Genomic DNA, 17,126 nt, shown 5'->3' with positions numbered 1-17,126 from the left:
CAGGCATTAAGTAGTTAACCAACTACTTATTGGCCCAGGTATCTTTCAAACCAATGGTCAGGTTAAACACCGGGTATTCGGCACAATGGTCACGGCGGTCTGCAACAAAGTAACCTTCACGCTCAAACTGGAAGGACTGTTCCGGTGCCGCATTGACCAGCGATGGCTCAACCCATGCCTGAGTCACCTTCAGGGACTCCGGATTCACATGACTCAGAAAGTCCTCTTCACCACGATCCGGTGCCGGATGGCTGAACAGACGATCATACATTCTCAATTCAGCCTGCTGGCCGTGAGTCGCCGAAACCCAGTGAATAACACCACGAGGACGAATACCTTCCGGTGGATCTTCCCCTACCGTACCCGGCACATAAGAGGCATGAACTTCAACAATATTGCCACTCTCATCACGGATCACTGCTTCTGCCTTAATAACATAAGCACTTCTGAGACGAACATAATCACCAATCACCAGACGCTTGAACTTTTTGCGGGATAAGGTGGTATCTTCGGTGAAGTCTTCCTGATCGATATAGATTTCCCGGGTAAACGGCAGGGTTCTCTGCCCCAGCTCCGGACGATTTGGATGCGCCGCCGCCGCCATCTCCTGCACCTCGCCTTCCGGCAGGTTCTGAATCACCAGTTTCAAAGGCGAGAGTACCGCCATGGCTCGGGCGGCATTGGTGTTCAGGTCATCACGAATGGCATGTTCCAGCATGGACACATCAGCGGTGCCATCGGATCGGCTTACACCCACCATCTCGGAAAAGCGGCGGATGGCATTCGGGGTATAACCACGACGACGCATACCGGAGATGGTTGGCATTCGGGGATCGTCCCAACCATTCACCACACCTTCATCCACCAGCTTCTTCAACTTGCGTTTGGAAGTCACCGTGTAATTCAGGTTGGTACGGGCAAACTCATATTGTCGGGGTCTGGCCGGAACCGGCAGGTTATCCAGGAACCATTCATAGAGAGGACGGTGATCCTGGAACTCCAGGGTGCAGATAGAGTGGGTAATATGCTCAATGGCATCTTCCTGGCCATGAGCAAAGTCATAGCTGGGGTAAATGCACCACTTGTCGCCGGTCTGATGGTGAGGCACCTTGCGAATCCGATAGAGAACCGGGTCCCGCATGTTCATATTGGGGCTCTGCATATCGATTTTAGCCCGCAGGGACGCTTTGCCTTCTTCATATTCACCGGCCCGCATTTTGGCAAATTCAGCCAGGTTTTCTTCGACAGACTTGTTTCTGTCCGGGCTCTCAACACCGGGTTTATTGAAATCACCCCGGTTAACGCGCATGGCTTCAGCGTCCTGATGATCGACGTAGGCCTTACCTTCACAAATCAGGTGCAGGGCCCAATCATAAAACTGGTCAAAATAGCTGGATGCATAACGAACCTCACCGGACCACTGGAAGCCCAGCCAGCGGATATCTTCCTGGATGGCATCCACATAAACCTGTTCTTCTTTCTCCGGGTTGGTATCGTCAAAACGGAGATTGCACTCACCCTGATACTTTTCTGCAAGACCAAAGTTCAGACATATAGAAGTAGCATGGCCAACATGGAGAAAACCATTCGGCTCTGGAGGAAAACGGGTATGAATACGGCTGACCCGGCCTTCTGCCAGGTCTTTTTCAATAATCTGTTCCAGAAAGTTTCTGGCTTTTTCGGTAGCAGTCATTGTCACTGATGCATCTATGAGAGGTTACTGGCGAACAGGGTTTATATACCTACGCCATAATCGGCTGAGACTACCATATCTGCCAATGCTGGAAAATAACTCATTACCCTGCCAGGAGAATTTACCAGGCATGGTTTCGCTTTTTACCGACAGATAGGCTGAACAGGCAATAATAGACTGTATTGACTATCAGTATTCAGCCCCTGGTTTAACGAATAGGTTTTACACAGGTACGAGAAACACCTAGAATCCCTTGTTTTCCTGACGCTCCCAGAGTTATCTAACAAGAGTGGTGACCCACATGATGGTCGTATTACACACCAATTTCGGTGATATCAAACTGGACCTGGATGCTGAAAAAGCACCAAAAACCGTTGCCAATTTCATTGAGTATACGAACAGCGGCCATTTTAATGGCACCATTTTCCACCGTGTTATCGATGGTTTTATGATCCAGGGCGGCGGCTTTGAGCCCGGCATGGTGCAAAAATCAACCAGGATGCCCATCGACAATGAGGCCGATAACGGCCTGAAGAATGAAACCGGGACTATTGCCATGGCCAGAACCATGGACCCGCACTCGGCATCTGCCCAGTTCTTTATTAATGTCAAAGACAACCACTTCCTTAACCACAGCGGCAAAACCAGTGATGGCTGGGGTTACTGTGTCTTCGGCAAAGTGACTGAAGGCATGGATATCGTCAACAAGATCAAAGGGGTTAAAACCACTTTCCGTGCGGGCCACCAGGATGTTCCGGTAGAAGACGTGATGATTGAGTCCGCAGAAGTGCTTGAGAACGTGGAAACCGCCTGATGAAGGCGCTGTTTATTTCAGACCTTCACCTGACACCAGAATGCCCGGCGGTTGCCCGGGCGTTCTGCCATTACCTGGCTGATCGGGCCCCGCAGGCTGATGCCCTTTATATTCTGGGTGACTTCTTTGAGTACTGGGTCGGGGATGATGCCATGGATGACTTTCAACACGATATTGCCCAGCGACTCAGACAGTATACCAACAGCGGCAAGGCCCTGTACCTGATGCCCGGCAACCGGGATTTCGCCATCGGGAAAAGCTTCTTGCAGGCAACCGGCGCACAGTGGCTGAAAGACCCGACACTGATCACCATTAATAACCAGAAAATTCTGCTGATGCACGGCGACTCACTCTGCACTGCAGACAAGCAGTATCAGCGCTACCGAAAAATTATCCGTAACCCCCTGGTTATGGCTTTACTGCGTATGACTCCTTTGTCTTACCGCAAGAATCTGGGTCGTAAAATCCGGCAAAAAAGCAAAGCGGCCAAAATCGGAAAAGCGCTGGACATTATGGATGTTACGCGATCCGAAGTTGTTGAGGCGATGGAAAGGTTCGGGGTAGATACCTTGATCCACGGCCATACGCACCGCCCGGACATCCATGAAGTCGCCTTGAAACATGGAGTCGGCAAACGCTATGTATTGGGTGACTGGACTGATAAGGGCTGGGAAATTGAGCTGGACAGCAATGGCATAACGCTGGATGCTTTCCCGATAAAACATCCATGATCGGCATAAAAACCATAATTTTTTTTCAAAAATTGAACAAATGATCCTCTGATATTGTCAATAGAATTAATCTTACATTAATTAAGAGGATTTGATCATGTTCCCCAGTAACATCACCAGAACTCCTGAGACAAGACAGCCAGTTGATTCCCAAGAGCCTCGGTCCTTAGAATCAACACCGGCTGCCAAGGCATTCAAGTTCGCTGCTTATGGTGCTTTGGCGTATAGTTTTGGTTGCTTGACTGCCTTGGCGACCGATAGGGTCCAATCATACTTCAACCAGCCTGCCGCAGATTTTTTAGACCAACACTACTTTGCTAACGATACTCATCAATGGATCAATTATCATGAACTACGTGACGAACATCAAACTCTGTCTTTCTTTGCCCAGGCATTGATTTCAGGATCCATCACATTGGCTGCCCATGTGTTTATGAACAATTTTCTTCCCACTCAAACGTCAGCTCCACCTACCCCTTCTAATACTGAAAACCAGCCTGCACAGAGTCAATCCGCTGCAAACCTTATCATCGCGAATAAACGCTCAAAAATAGTCTGACAAAAAATCAGGTACCACTGTGACATCGGATGTCACTCAATTTTGACTCATCGATGGAAAGCGCCCCAAGGTTTCCGACCGAGACTGCTGGCCATATTAAATTGCTGCAGGTATTGAACAACATCCAAATGCCCCATTTTCTCAGCAATGGAAAGTACATCCGTATTGTTGGCAGGGTTTGAGTAGCGAATGTCGGCACCCTGTTGATGCAGGTACATGACGGTATCAAGATGACCATATTGTGATGCAGCCCAGATCGCGCTGCCAAAGTTCTGGCTTTTCACATTAACGTCATCCTCCTGTGCAACCAGATACTTCACCACATCAATATGCCCACGTTGGGCCGCCATACAGAGCGATTCAGAAATGTCAGGCTTGGGTACATTAAAATGGGTATCGAATGCGCTGAGCAGGTACTTTACTGCGTTCAGGTGGCCTTGTGTTGACGCATGAATGAGCGCCGATGAAACGTGTGACGGTTGGACACGCTGCAGTATTGTGTACTCTTCAAACAGGTATTCCAGTACGTGGCAGCGCCCCCCCAGAGCGGCGACAAAAAGCAAAGAATGCGCATCAATTGCTGCGGATTTATGAACCAGACGCTTGACCAGCTCAAGGTGCCCCTTCGATGCAGCCTCAACGATAGGCGTATCGAGCCTGGCGTTGGCATTAATATCTGCGCCTTTTTCCAACAGGTATTCCATCATTTCCCCAAGCCCCTTCCCCGCCGCTATATAGATAGGGGTACCAAAACCTGAAGCATTGGCATTGACGCTGGCCCCCCTGCCAAGTAGCCACGTTACGGCTTCGATTGAACCACTGCGGGCCGCAGCAGAGATCGGGGAATTGTAACCCGTCTCATTAATGTTGATGGTTGCCCTGTTGGCAATGTAATCCATCATCACCACTTTGCCACCCTCAGCAGCTTGGCGGAACAGAGTAGCGCTGAGGTGGGGAGTGTCAATATTCAGATTCAGGCGCTCCAGCAGGAACATCAACAGTTGCAAATTACCAGAATAAGCAGCTGCCTCAACGGGGTGTGGGTTTGTATTGGAGTATGTATGACCGCAGCCGGCGTTGATATCCGCCCCCTGATCAAGCAGATATTTGACCATTTGCAGGTTGCCGCTGCGACAGGCAGCCCAGATCAGGGTTTTACTACCGGTTTCGCCATGGCTATTGTTTGCACCTCGCTCGAGCAGTAACTTGACCTGCTCGAAATGGCCATTGATTGCCGCGGCATGAACCGGGGTACTCTGGCCGGTACTGTGGTTATCAATGTCCTCGCCGAGATTGAGCAGATACTCGATTAAATTGGTCGATCCCATTCTGGCTGATTGGTAAATCAGAGCATCCATGCCCGGGCAACCGACTTGCAAACGGGCACCGTTCTTTTTCAGAAACGCCACCACATCCTGATGGCCAGCATGAATGGCCCAGTACAGTGGAGAAATAAAACCTGTGGTACTGCCAGCCTGTATGTCTGCATTATATTTCAGCAGAACCTTGACTATCTCCAGATGCCCTGAAACGGCCGCCATCACAAGAGGTCCATAGAGAGAGCCCTTTGCGTCAGGGAATGCTCCCTTAGACAGCAGAAGTTTTACCACTTCAAGCTTGCCAGCCCCAACTGCCAGCCAGAGTGGGGTGCACTGAGCCCCCATCTTAATAGTCCTGCCCAGACGGGCTATAACATAAGAGGACGTCCCGTGAATGTTGACAGGTTGTTGATCCAATTTTGCAATCTGCCCGGAGAGGTCACCATTAACATCGGCACCCCGTTGAAGCAATCCTGAAATGGCGAGGATTTTTCCATTCAGGATTCCAGTGACAAATTGTCTTTGCCAGTTTTCCGGCAAGGCGCGTGGGTTATTATTCCATGATGGTGCAATGGCTCTTTTCGTCAGGGAAGTGACGGGGACAGGGCGGTTGTGGGCAGGAGCTTTTGGCAAGGCAGGAAAAAGAGAGGCTGACGACTTATCCCTGGCATCAGGGCCAGAGAGCGTTGTACCGGTGAATGTGCTCTGGCTATCAGGACTGGAAACTGCACTATACATTTTGTCATTCCAATTCAGTTTTTGATAACCCTGTTGGACATTTATTTCCCTTTTTTTATCCCCCGGACGTTTATTTAAAAGAAAAGACAGCCAGGAGCCTGTCGAACTTAAGACTGTCCTACACGGCAACTGCTCCTGCGTTGCTCTAGCTCCTGCATCCATGCAGTCGTGCGGTTGCGATAAATTGGTCTAAAAATTCCTGCTTCCTCGTCAAATAGCCCCGCTATTCTCCTCAGAAGCAGAAATTTTTATCCTCAATTTCTCGCAATCCTCGCTACGGACGCTTAAGTCCGACAGGCTCCTGGAAATTTTAAAACCACGACAATGCAGAGCCGGTCTATCACGTTTTACGGACAGTCGTCACAGCGGCGAAGACCCTGGCAGCAATATTCTCAGACAGGCACACCACTGTGAAAACGGAATAGTTTGTCTGGAGACTCAATGGCATCCTGCTCAATCCCGGCGAATATCGCCACCCGGTCAGCCACTGACCCGCCATTAATGGCCTCTGCCAATGCCAGATAGTCCTGAAAATGTCGACTTTCAGACTTCAATAATGACTGATAAAACTTCTTCAACTCATCATCCAGCCAGGGCGAGAGTGCCGCAAAACGCTCACAGGAACGGGCTTCAATAAACGCCCCCATCACCAGGGTATCGACCAGCCTGAATGGTTCAAACGTTCTGATGGCAGCACATAACTGCCCCGCATAGCGACCGGCTTCCAGGTAAACATAGGGAATATCCCGGCGAGCCATAATGGCCAGAACCTGCTCATAGTGCCGCAGCTCTTCACGGGCCAGTCTGGACATTTTGTTCAGCAGGCTTAACTGATCTTCTATTCTCAGTTGCAGCCCACCTTTCTGCTGTTCACGGCGACCGTTACCTCGGCTGAACGTCCCGGTTCGATAACGGCTCATGATCGCCATCGCTGATTGAGCAGCCTTCAGTTCATTGTTTGCATGATCTGTAAGGATTAGAGGTAAGTTTTCAGGCTTACACGCTGCTTCAATCCACTCTTGAGGGGTGGGACAGGGTAAGAAATCCAAGATATGGAAAATGTCTACGATCATATGGCCTCCAGTCTGGAAGTTATGATATGTGGTTAATTCGATTGGTAACAGTGGTTCGTGTGGTTGGTTACAGGCTGTGTCTGGATTAGGGCGTGATGGCGATACGCTGGAGGTCAGGTGTTGCAGGGTGTTTACTATATGCATTCATTACATCAGCTGCAATTTCGGCAAACTTATCTGCTTCGAGTGCAGCAACCTCAACACCTTCTTTTTGATATTGCTCAATAACAACAGCAATTCCCGACGAATCCTGAAGCACAACAGCCACATGAGATGCAGAAGAGGTAAAAAAATCATGCCCGCACAATTCATCAGCTGAAATGACCTGTTACTCAATCGTTGCCGTCGACCCAGTCATGGGTACGGCTATTCAGAAAAATATCAGCCAGTTCAGTGCTTCTTACTGGATAAAAACAGTGTAAGAATGTTTTGACTGCATCCCAGATCATCGTCCAAACAAATACATGATACCCATTCCTTATTTCCTGAAACCTGCTTTTGCGATGGTGCATCAAAAGTTCGATTCACTATCAGGGTTCGATGAAGAGCGGCTTAATGAAATTTACTGTCATATAAATAAGCCTAATAGTGATTTTTCTTGGCAGTGAAAGCTGCAGGCTCCCTTACGTTTTCAGAAATTATAAATACGTCAATTTTCATGTTTTGTCAGTTGACGTGTATTCATCGAGAGTGACTGTTTTTTTGATGTAAGTGGTGAATGGGTTATGTCAGGAGGGAACTTGTGTAACAAAGCGAGAGTCTTAAGCTGTAATTCAATAATTTAATGAATTTATGAATTAATGACTGATCCAGATTGCAACTTACAAAGCTGTTATTCGAATTTTCTTACTGCATATGACGCTGTTATGTCCGGCGTTAAGTCACTTTCCAATCGCCATACACCAAAAAATGCTATAGCATTCGGACAGAAAGTGGAACAAACGGCCCCAATCAATAGCACCTCAATACCCGATGGGGATAGACCCCATAACCGATTCAATGATTCAAGAATTAAACAAATGTCAATCACTACTCTTGATTCTAAAGAGATCTGCCTGGACCGGTCCTTTGAATTATCCGTAAGACCAGAAACATTTCAGAAAGCTGATAGTGATACTGAATCAGAATTAAAAATTGTGCGAGTTTGGAGTATGGCTGAAGAAGACGGTTCTCAGTCTGTTAATAACAGCCATCAGCATTCTAACGTGATGGAGCAAATCAGTCCGATAATTCACGCTGATAACTTGAGTAATAAGTCTGTTTCAAACCCACCAGAAAAAATAACTGACAACAAAGCCTCTCGGTTGGAGCGCCGAAGGGAGCGTCGCAAAGATCCCGCTTTCGCAGAGCGCGAAAGAGAGCGCAAAAGGGAGTACCAAAGGAAGCGTCGCAAAGATCCCACTCTCGCAGAGCGCGAAAGGGAGTACCAAAGGAAGTACCAAAGGAAGCGTCGCAAAGATCCCACTCTCGCAGAGCGCGAAAGGAAGCTCGATAGGGAGCGCAAAAGGGAGCGTCGCAAAGATCCCGTCTTCGTAGAGGGGCACAGAATCTATATGAATACTTACAACAGAATCAAAAGACAAACCGCCAACAAGGAAGAAGCTTCAAAGCAGGCAAAAATTGCAAAAGAGCAGTATCTCCAGACAATCCATTCAGCTGGAAACTCCAGAGAATTAATACTGATTTCTAACTCAGTTGAAACAAACCAGAGTTCCAGTAAAAATTCAGATGGCACTCCCCCTGCCATTTTTCAGTCTTCAAGCTGAAGGAATATTTACCGTCCTGATTGAGCCTGTCTCAACCTGAGTGAACAGTCAGCAATCCAAGAGTAAGAAGGTATTGGTCTCTGTCCTCTGGATAAGCAAACGGTAAAACCTGCTTTGCATCTACGGGAGCGCCGTTAGAGCGATCAAAAATTACAGAGAACTGTCGTTTATCCTGAAGCGTCAAGGTCATGGTTTTATTAGCCGCCCAGTCACACGACCGCCACCGTCTTTCTCAGCCGTGAATCGCTGGCTTTTGAAGAGTTTTACATCATCATGGTTAATAGTCATATCAAATCCTTATGTTTTTTTTGATGTAAATGGTGAATGGGTTGTGTCAGGAAGGAACTTGTGTAACGAAGCGGGAGTCTTATGCTGTGATTCAATAACTTAATGAATTTATGAATTAATGACTGATCCAGATTGTAACTTACAAGGCTGTTATTCGAATTTTCTTACTGCATATGACGCTGTTATGTCCGACGGTAAGTCACTTTCCAATCGCCATACACCAAAAAATGCTATAGCATTCGGTCAGAAAGTGGAACAAACGGCCCCAATCAATAACACCTCAATACCCGATGAGGATAGACTCCATAACCGACTCAATGATTCAAGAATTAAACAAATGTCAATCACTATTCTCGATGCTAAAGAGATCTGCCTGGACCAGTCTTTTGAATTAACCGTAAGACCAGAAACATTTCAGAAAGCCGGTAGTGACACTGAATCAGAAATAAAAATTGTGCAAGTTTGGAGTATGGCTGAAGAAGGCGGTTCTCACTCTGTTAATAACAGCCATCACTATTCTAAAGTGGTGGAGAAAATCAGTCCGATAATTCACGCTGATAACTTGAGTAATAAGTCTGTTTCAAACCCACCAGAAAAAATAACTGACAACAAAGCCTCTCAGTTGGAGCGCCGAAGGGAGCGCCGAAGGGAGCGTCGCAAAGATCCCGCTTACGCCCAGCGCGAAAGGGAGTACCAAAGGGAGTACCAAAGGGAGTACCAAAGGGAGCGTCACAAAGATCCCACTTTCGCAGAGCGCAAAAGGGAGTACCACAGGGAGTACCAAAGGGAGCGTCGCAAAGATCCCGCTTTCGCAGAGCGCCAAAGGGAGTACCAAAGAGGGCTTCGCAAAGATCCAGCTTTCGCAGAGCGCGAAAGGGAGCGCAAAAGGGAGCGCTACCGTACAGATCCCGCTTTTGCAGAGCGCCAAAGGGAGCGCCAAAGGGAGCGCCAAAGGGAGCTTCGCAAAGATCCCGCTTTTGCAGAGCGCGAAAGGGAGCGCAAAAGGAAGTACCAAAGGGAGCACCAGAAGGAGCGTCGCAAAGATCCAACTTTCGCAGAGCGCCAAAAGGAACGCGAAAGGGAGCGCAAAAGGGAGCGTCGCAAAGATCCCCTCTTCGTAGAGGGGCACAGAATCTATATGAATACTTACAACAGAATCAAAAGACAAACTGCCAACAAGGAAGAAGCTTCAAAGCAGGCAAAAATCGCAAAAGAGCAGTATCTCCAGTCAATCCATTCAGCTGGAAACTCCGGTGGATTAACATTGACTTCTAATTCAGTTGGAACAAACCAGAGTTCCAGTAAAAATTCAGTCTGATTGCCTGCCCTGCTCATCCAGTTCATCTTGCAAGCTGTTCAGGGTATTACGGGAACTGTCGCCCAAGCTCGCCATGTTCTGCTCTGCCGAGCGAATAGCATTATTGAGTCGGTCTAAGTCCTGATTGTTCAGAAGATTCATCGAATCAGCGGCTCGCTCGCCCTGACGGATAAAACTTCTCGATGTAGAACCGCCGAGTTCATAACTCTCTAACAGTTCTTCGAGGGCGATCTTCTGCTCCAGGTACTGACTTTTGACATAGGCAGCATTTTTCGCTGTCTCATTCATCCAACGACTGATGCCAGACACATCGAAGGTAAAAATCAGAGGTCAGATCTTTAATCTTTGCCTTGCACAAAGAAAGGTCTGCCACCTGAGGAGCCTGCAAGCATCCGTTATGATTACCTTACATCACGTTGTACGTCGGTAATCGTAAGTTTCTGTCTCTCCTTTAATAAAGGAAAAGCGTCAAAATAATCGAGAGGTGCTCTCCCTTCCAGAAGTTTTATCATACCTTTTGTACATGTTTTAGCATCCACGAAGTGGTAAAGGGGCAGGCCCATCTCGTCAGCAATGTCCCGTGCGGCATCAATGAACAATAAATTACGCTTATCGGGATAGCCTTTTTCAAGCAATAACGCAGGGCAATCATCCTGATCCAGCACCATGCGAATCACACTTCTGCTGAGAATATTTCCTTTTTGGTTCTTTATGACAATCATGGCATTGCGTCCATCCATCACATAACTCATCAGTCCACTTCTAAAACTCAGGGCGTCAGGTGATAAACAGCTTTTAACTTCAAGCCCACTGATAAAAAGATCCCAGGGGTCCTCTGTCAGCTTCAGGGTTTCTCCCTCGGACAAGAGCTTGTTTCGGGTTTCCTCGCTGAAACCTCTGAAGTTCGCTCCCCAACCTGCTTCCAATCGGGGATATTTCTTGTAAATGGCCTGCAGGTGTGGATTGTGCAGCGGTGACTGCCTGCTCTGAACAAAAGTATTGTTAACGCTTGTCTCTATAAACTGATGGGTAAGGTTTATGACTGCTGCATTCCCCTCTTCTATCATTGATGCCATGTAAAAAGGCAGGAGATGGTGATGTCGTTGTTTCATCAGCCATTGTGAGAACTCTTTATTGACGCCCACCAAAGCGTCCGCCCCTTTTTCTGCGATCAACAATGGTAATCCTTCCTTTTGACAGCTGAAACCCATGATGTCCAGAAATAGATTAAACCTGTCTCCCATGCTGAAAACCATATAAAGCCAGCCCAGTTTTTCATAAGTCAGACTTTGGGTAAGCTTTTTCAGAATCGGCATTACCATGGCCTTATTGATAACCTCGCTGGCCATTGCCTGCTCCATAGTAGCCAGCCACAAGTGGAAAACCTTGCCATCTTTCATCTTTCGCCTGCTGGCGCTGGAAGCTTGCAAAGATTTACAGAGTTCCTCAATGTCACCTTCTGAGAGTACATTGGGTACAAATGCCAGCCATTGCAGCGGTGCCATTCGCAAATGCTCCCCACCCTTGATTACGGGCTCACCCAGTATTTTCTGTATTTTCGGGGTACTCTGAACCAGACGGGCCAGCCCGGCAATCAGATAGGGAATATTTTTTTTATTGCCATGTTCCATAATGGCCGTGACAAAGTGTTCCAATAGTGAAGTAGCCATTATTTCTCTGGATGATTTGCAGGCGGCAATGATCATTAAAAGTCGATGCACTTTCGCTTTGATATCGGGCTTGCCTTCCGGTAGTGATATACCAGCACACTCTTTTTCAAGATCGTCAACTGCATCGAGCAATACCCGTGAATATTCCGGAGCCATTTTATCAATGTTTGCTCTGAGTACAGTTAGATACTTGTCCAGCGGTTTGCTTTCAAGTAAAGCGAACCCTTTGATATCACTGAGTTGTTTGAGCTTTTTAAACTGTAAGGCGACAGGTGCCGGTGTTTTCAAACAATTGGCCAGGGTACTAATATAGCGGCAATAATCGATGGAGCCGGGTTGTTTCGACAAATAGGCCAGCTCTTTAGCAATATGCCAGATGTTAGCTGGATGGTTGTTATTTGGCTCGATGATATAAAGAACAGACTTAATGTACGACATTAACTCAGCAATATCAGCCTGCTGTGAAAAACCGGAACAGGCTGCATAGAGATACAGCAATCTTCTTGCATAGATCTGGAAATTTCTATAATCCTCAACGTCTGAAAAACGGCCGTTCCATCCAACTTTTGGGATAAATTTTTTTTCAATATTGTCAACTTCACACAACAGCTGTCTGGAAAGTTCGTTGTTTTCCGATTTAAGGGGTTGCCTGACCTCCAAAAGTCTGTCCCTGAGCATGTTATCAGCTCTTAATGCTGTCAACTGCTCATTAATGACATTGTCCACCTCTGGCAGAGAAGGCGTTTCAGGTAGGCGCTGAAACAGGTTCTTTGCCTTCTCAAAACCGATGGATAACGGAATACTCGCAAGTATCCAGTAGCCCTCAGCAAGTGGACGTTTATTCTGTTGTTTCTGCTCTTCTTCAGCTGCCAACAAAATCAGGAGCTTTTGAGCCCCATTTAAAGATGTTGTTGTGTTTAGCCTTATCAGCGTATTCTCAACATCAAGTTTCAGGCACTCAAGGAAAACGGCATATTTCACTTCATTGGTTGGTGACTTTTCTATTGCCTCAAATTGAAATTGACCCACCAGATTCCTGGCGGCCATCTGTATAGCTTCAGCTCTTGAATCAAAGGGTTGTATCTCAAGATTAACCTGCCGTTCAGATAGCGGTTTACTCCCGGTAGTAATGAAGAATCCCTCTGACATTAACTGCTCATTTTTGATAGGTAAAACTTCAGTTTCTGGCATTATTTGACGAAGTTTACCGGGTAGTAAAGGGTCGTCTGTTGCAGTTGTCGGTCTTTTTCGAGCCGTTTTCTCTGAGCAATCGGTGTTGCCATCCTGTCGCTTTACCTGCCTGCCCAAGTACTGAACGGAGTCACCTACCGCTTCTTCTGAAAAGTCAATGGGTGGCTGTATGTTCAAATCACGCAACTGTTGACCCAAACCATTTGATTGACAAGAATCCAATTTACCTAGCTCTATTGTGGGCGGTCCTTACAGTACCGGTCTGATTGAATCAAACCGAATAATACTGTATCTGACTGTTAATCCAGTTATTAGTTCCATCTTTCCCGGGAAGGTGGGAATCCAGCGTCAACAGCGGGTCTCCGCCCTCTCGGGGATGACTAGACCAATTTGCTGCCGCCGCAGTAGGGCAGTCTATTCTCGGACAGCCTCCTAGAGCAACGCAGGAGCAGTTGCCGCGTAGGGCAGCCTATTCTCGGTCAGCCTACTGGGGGCACCGTGCAGTAGGGTTCTGGTGGTGAGTCAGTGTGGATTCCCTCCTTCGCGGCAATGACGGGAGTGAAACCGGGAAAAGAGTAGGAGGTCGTCATTCCCGTGAAAGCAGTCGTCATTCCCGCAAAGGAGGGTGTCGCAAAACTCTGGTTCCCATGCTTTAGGGGAGTCGAGTGTCAGGTCTCTCTTGGTGCATGCAAGATTAAAGATCTGCCCCCTGATTTTGCTGATTCACGGCGCAGGTTGAATCAGGAAAAATTTTTCAATTAACTATTAGACATTATCTACGTCGCCATCATTTTCTTTGGGCTGGTTAGCCTTTGACATTTGAACGGAAGGTGGTCTGATGCTGTCTCAATAAGCTGAACCATTCTCAGACAGCCTCTTAGCAGCAGGACATTTTGTGATAGGCCTATGCGGATGGAGAAACCATCGACTTATCCAAAAGGTGTTTACACGCAAATTACATCATACAGATCCAGCTCACATACAATGGCTTTCTACCAACAGGAGCCTGACAAGGGTGGAGGTATAACTTTTTGCCAGGCACGCACCCAGTGTCCTAATGACCTGGCGCAAAAGCCGAAGCCCAAACCGATTGCTGCCCATGGAATAAGACCGCTGGCCGATTGTGCCTTGCAGGTCGGAAAGAGACTGGGGCGCGCTGCAGCGGGTTTTGCTTTCAACCAGATGGTGAGTTCACCGTATATCGGTGCAATGATGCCAGGTCTTAAAAAAACACTGCTATTTACACTGGCGGTTATAAATAATCAGTTGCAGCCGACTCAGGCGGCATGTTGGTCCGGTCAATTCCGCTGAGATAAAGACAAATGCAAGCTCGACTATGAGCGATGTAATGTGTATGTAAATTGTAGAGATGGCTCTGATGAGAACTGTACCCAGAACACATGTAGCAGGTTAGGACGCTTTATCTGTGACGACGGCATATGTATTCCCGCTGATTGGCAATGTGATGGAGAAAAAGATTGTTACGATAACTCAGATGAGCGGGCGGAGTTATGCAACCCTGTAAGAAACTCTACACAAACCACACCCCTTGTACCAACAACAACGACGGGACCCAACACAACGCTTGCACAAGCAACCATGCCTTCACCCACCATTCCTGTGGCTAAGGGGTAACCCCAGAGGTTCAGGAGCTAACCTTGCACCCTTTTCCTATTGAAATGACAACAATCAGACAACGGCAGGAAATGTTCTTGTCAAAATTCTGTCATTAGTCAGCGGTTTATCGAGGTAGCACATTACTGTCTCATTGCGTAAGCCCATTTTGTGAGGGCTGCAAGTCTCGTTAATGTTGTGGTTATTCAATGATCTAAACTCTGAAGAGTTATTCATTAATCGTTCGCAGAGAGAGCAGATATCGATGAATGTTAATAATTCTAATGCTGTAGCTGTTAATAATTTAACGACTCAGGCTCCCGTTGCTGATATTAAGGGGGACTTTAAAGGAGTCTCGGTCACGAAGGCGGATGTTCCTAATCAGCTTCCGGAGGCAAAAGGAGAGGGACCTGGTAATAAGTCAATACAGGATTTTGAGATTACCGCTCTTTCTGTGGATCAGGTGAGCAGTCTCCTTATAGGCAATAAAATCGGGATACAAACCATTCAGGATGCACTGAATAAGTTTGAACTCGATCCTGACGCAGGAAAAAACTACGAACTGATTCATTCGTTAAATCAGTCTCTTGATAAATTGACAACAATGCTTAACGAAAGACTGACTGAAAGAAATAATATGATAGAAGAACTATTTGCAGAGGCAGGCAGACCTATTAATCAGGAAGTTATGAAATATGAAAACCTTCTTGATAACCTGGCTGATGAACTGAAGAATAAAAGTGACAAATTTGGTAGTGGCTCGCTGCGTGAAAAAGCAGATAAGATTTTCGATCATATCGATAGCAAAATAGCACCACTTGAAAAAACAATCAGTGAAACAAGTCAGCAGATTGAATCAGAAAACACAAAACCTCAGGAACTTAAAAAAGTGTTGCAAGATGCACAAAATAAAATAATGGAAGAGAGCAGAAAAATTATCGACTTTGTAGGTGATAATATCATTAAGGGTTAAGTGAGAAAGAGATCAATACAGCCATCACGCTGTTTTATTGTTGCCAACTCTGCTCCAGTCAAAGACTACACCGGTGAAAGTATGTCTGGCTCTGACTGAAGCTGCCAACTTTCCTGCCACGCAATCCAGCAGTTAGCTTACTACTCTACGGAGTACCTGAACACATTGCTCGACCTCTGCTATGGTGAGTACAGTGCCAAATCCAGAGAAAGGTCCATCAGGGCTCTGGCCAGTAAGCGTGGGCTATGATGAATATTTGTCGTACAATCTTCCAATAGCCTCAGGGTTTATCGAGGCGGCTTTCGCCACGGAAGGGCAACCTGGAATGAAGGTATCAACCAATACAAGACTTATACCTAGGAGGCTGACCGAGAATAGCGCCCGTAGCGAGGATGGCAGAAAATTGAGGATAAAAAGTCGGAAATTTTTAGTGAATAGTAGTTCTATTTGCTAAAAATTTCCGACTTTTTAGACCAATTTGCTGCCACCGCAGTAGGGCAGTCTATTCTCGGTCAGCCTCCTAGGAGGCTCCAGCGTGTGATAGATCCCATTAGATCAGCAATCCGGAAGGATTCAAACCAGCTCCATGCCAATCAAACTGGAATTTGTTTAACTTGAACTTTTTAAAAGTTACGCGGGAGTGTTCTGATGCTTTTTTAAAGCGTTATTCAAAAGGGAATTTATCGGGGGATATGAACTCCAAAGAACCATTACATCACTCTGTGACACTCAAATACAACAAATTCCAGCGTACTTAGTTAAGTAAAAGATAGTGAGTCTGCCAAACTCAAATGTGGTAATGATTGGATATGACCACATAAGCACAAACTTCCAATGCAAAGATGGACGATAGCTGCTGAATTCGGTCTTCCACCCATTGGCGACGGTGTTCGTAGTGTTTGTCGGATAACGAATCTTTACCACAGAGAAAAGCTCGACGAACGCAGCGAGCTTCCTGAATATTTTTGATTTACTCTTTATCAAAATCGGACTGATTCCTGAGAGGGGGTCAATTCAACCTATTACCCGACCAAATGGTCAGGGTATATGTCTTACCGTTGACAGTCCGACGTTCTTCGTTCGAGCAGGTCAGCATGATAGAATTATCAGGACGTACAGCTCCCCATGACCAACGGTAATTTTTGAGTGGAGCACCAATCAGTTCATAGAATTCTTTATTAGAAATTGTCATTTACACTCACCGTATAAGTTATCAGTAAGGTTATTTTGAAACTTTGTGGTGTAGAACGAAAGAAATTTACCGGGAATGTTTAGAAAGAATAGAGCCGCGAGCCTGCATCAATTTTACCCAGCCGGCTGAGCTTCGCAGAGTTCTCATTCAGGTCAATTTTGGAGACAAAGTTTTCATACCCTGTGTT

At 46.7% G+C, this 17,126-nt stretch carries 13 protein-coding genes; 7 read left to right on the top strand and 6 right to left on the bottom strand.

Features of this window, described 5'->3' with window-relative positions; all coding sequences use genetic code 11:
* Positions 1 to 22: 22 nt before the first annotated feature.
* Complete coding sequence (locus tag J7439_RS00780) at positions 23 to 1,693, bottom strand: glutamine--tRNA ligase/YqeY domain fusion protein (protein ID WP_209199721.1); 1,671 nt, start codon at positions 1,691 to 1,693, stop codon at positions 23 to 25.
* Positions 1,694 to 1,997: 304 nt separating this feature from the next.
* Between J7439_RS00780 and J7439_RS00775 the strand changes: the two genes are divergently transcribed.
* The 3 genes from J7439_RS00775 (at position 1,998) to J7439_RS00765 (ending at position 3,797) form a co-directional block, all read left to right on the top strand.
* Positions 1,998 to 2,507, top strand: a complete 510-nt coding sequence (locus tag J7439_RS00775) for a peptidylprolyl isomerase (RefSeq protein ID WP_209199825.1) — start codon at positions 1,998 to 2,000, stop codon at positions 2,505 to 2,507.
* Positions 2,507 to 3,238 (top strand): UDP-2,3-diacylglucosamine diphosphatase, encoded by a 732-nt coding sequence (locus tag J7439_RS00770; protein ID WP_209199720.1) that lies wholly within the window; start codon positions 2,507 to 2,509, stop codon positions 3,236 to 3,238. The genes J7439_RS00775 and J7439_RS00770 overlap by 1 nt, the downstream gene beginning before the upstream one ends.
* A 97-nt stretch (positions 3,239 to 3,335) precedes the next feature.
* Complete coding sequence (locus tag J7439_RS00765; RefSeq protein WP_209199718.1) at positions 3,336 to 3,797, top strand: hypothetical protein; 462 nt, start codon at positions 3,336 to 3,338, stop codon at positions 3,795 to 3,797.
* A 47-nt stretch (positions 3,798 to 3,844) separates the two neighbouring features.
* Here the strand turns inward: J7439_RS00765 and J7439_RS00760 are convergent, their stop codons facing one another.
* The 3 genes from J7439_RS00760 to J7439_RS00750 form a co-directional block, all read right to left on the bottom strand.
* Entirely contained in the window at positions 3,845 to 5,854 is a 2,010-nt protein-coding gene (locus J7439_RS00760) for an ankyrin repeat domain-containing protein (protein ID WP_209199716.1), read from the bottom strand.
* A 392-nt stretch (positions 5,855 to 6,246) separates the two neighbouring features.
* The gene (locus J7439_RS00755) at positions 6,247 to 6,927 is read right to left on the bottom strand and encodes a MiaE family protein (RefSeq protein WP_209199709.1); all 681 of its coding nucleotides are present in this window, start codon (positions 6,925 to 6,927) and stop codon (positions 6,247 to 6,249) included.
* Positions 6,928 to 7,012: 85 nt separating this feature from the next.
* On the bottom strand, positions 7,013 to 7,195 hold the full coding sequence (locus tag J7439_RS00750; protein ID WP_209199707.1) for a hypothetical protein: 183 nt from the start codon (positions 7,193 to 7,195) through the stop codon (positions 7,013 to 7,015).
* 751 nt (positions 7,196 to 7,946) lie between these two features.
* Here J7439_RS00750 and J7439_RS00745 point away from each other — a divergent pair.
* Together J7439_RS00745 and J7439_RS00740 are read left to right on the top strand one after the other, a co-directional pair.
* Positions 7,947 to 8,693 carry a hypothetical protein gene (locus tag J7439_RS00745; RefSeq protein WP_209199705.1) on the top strand — a complete coding sequence of 249 codons (747 nt, stop codon included), beginning with the start codon at positions 7,947 to 7,949 and terminating at the stop codon, positions 8,691 to 8,693.
* A gap of 625 nt (positions 8,694 to 9,318) precedes the next feature.
* Positions 9,319 to 10,299: a hypothetical protein gene (locus J7439_RS00740; RefSeq protein WP_209199703.1), complete on the top strand. Its 981-nt coding sequence runs from the start codon at positions 9,319 to 9,321 to the stop codon at positions 10,297 to 10,299.
* On the opposite strand, the gene J7439_RS00735 is transcribed toward J7439_RS00740, so the two are convergent.
* Together J7439_RS00735 and J7439_RS00730 are read right to left on the bottom strand one after the other, a co-directional pair.
* A complete protein-coding gene (locus J7439_RS00735; RefSeq protein WP_209199701.1) occupies positions 10,291 to 10,587 on the bottom strand; it encodes a hypothetical protein in 297 nt (98 codons plus the stop codon). The genes J7439_RS00740 and J7439_RS00735 overlap by 9 nt on opposite strands.
* 113 nt (positions 10,588 to 10,700) lie before the next feature.
* The gene (locus J7439_RS00730; RefSeq protein ID WP_209199699.1) at positions 10,701 to 13,337 is read right to left on the bottom strand and encodes a hypothetical protein; all 2,637 of its coding nucleotides are present in this window, start codon (positions 13,335 to 13,337) and stop codon (positions 10,701 to 10,703) included.
* A 735-nt stretch (positions 13,338 to 14,072) separates the two neighbouring features.
* On the opposite strand from J7439_RS00730, the gene J7439_RS00725 reads away from it, so the two are divergent.
* Both J7439_RS00725 and J7439_RS00720 read left to right on the top strand, forming a co-directional pair.
* Positions 14,073 to 14,471, top strand: a complete 399-nt coding sequence (locus tag J7439_RS00725; RefSeq protein WP_209199697.1) for a hypothetical protein — start codon at positions 14,073 to 14,075, stop codon at positions 14,469 to 14,471.
* Positions 14,472 to 15,039: 568 nt separating this feature from the next.
* Complete coding sequence (locus tag J7439_RS00720; RefSeq protein WP_209199696.1) at positions 15,040 to 15,747, top strand: hypothetical protein; 708 nt, start codon at positions 15,040 to 15,042, stop codon at positions 15,745 to 15,747.
* Positions 15,748 to 17,126: the final 1,379 nt, after the last annotated feature.

This window comes from Salinisphaera sp. G21_0 (assembly GCF_017744115.1).
Taxonomy (GTDB): domain Bacteria; phylum Pseudomonadota; class Gammaproteobacteria; order Pseudomonadales; family Endozoicomonadaceae; genus Endozoicomonas.
This window is presented reverse-complemented; position numbering and strand designations above follow the sequence as displayed.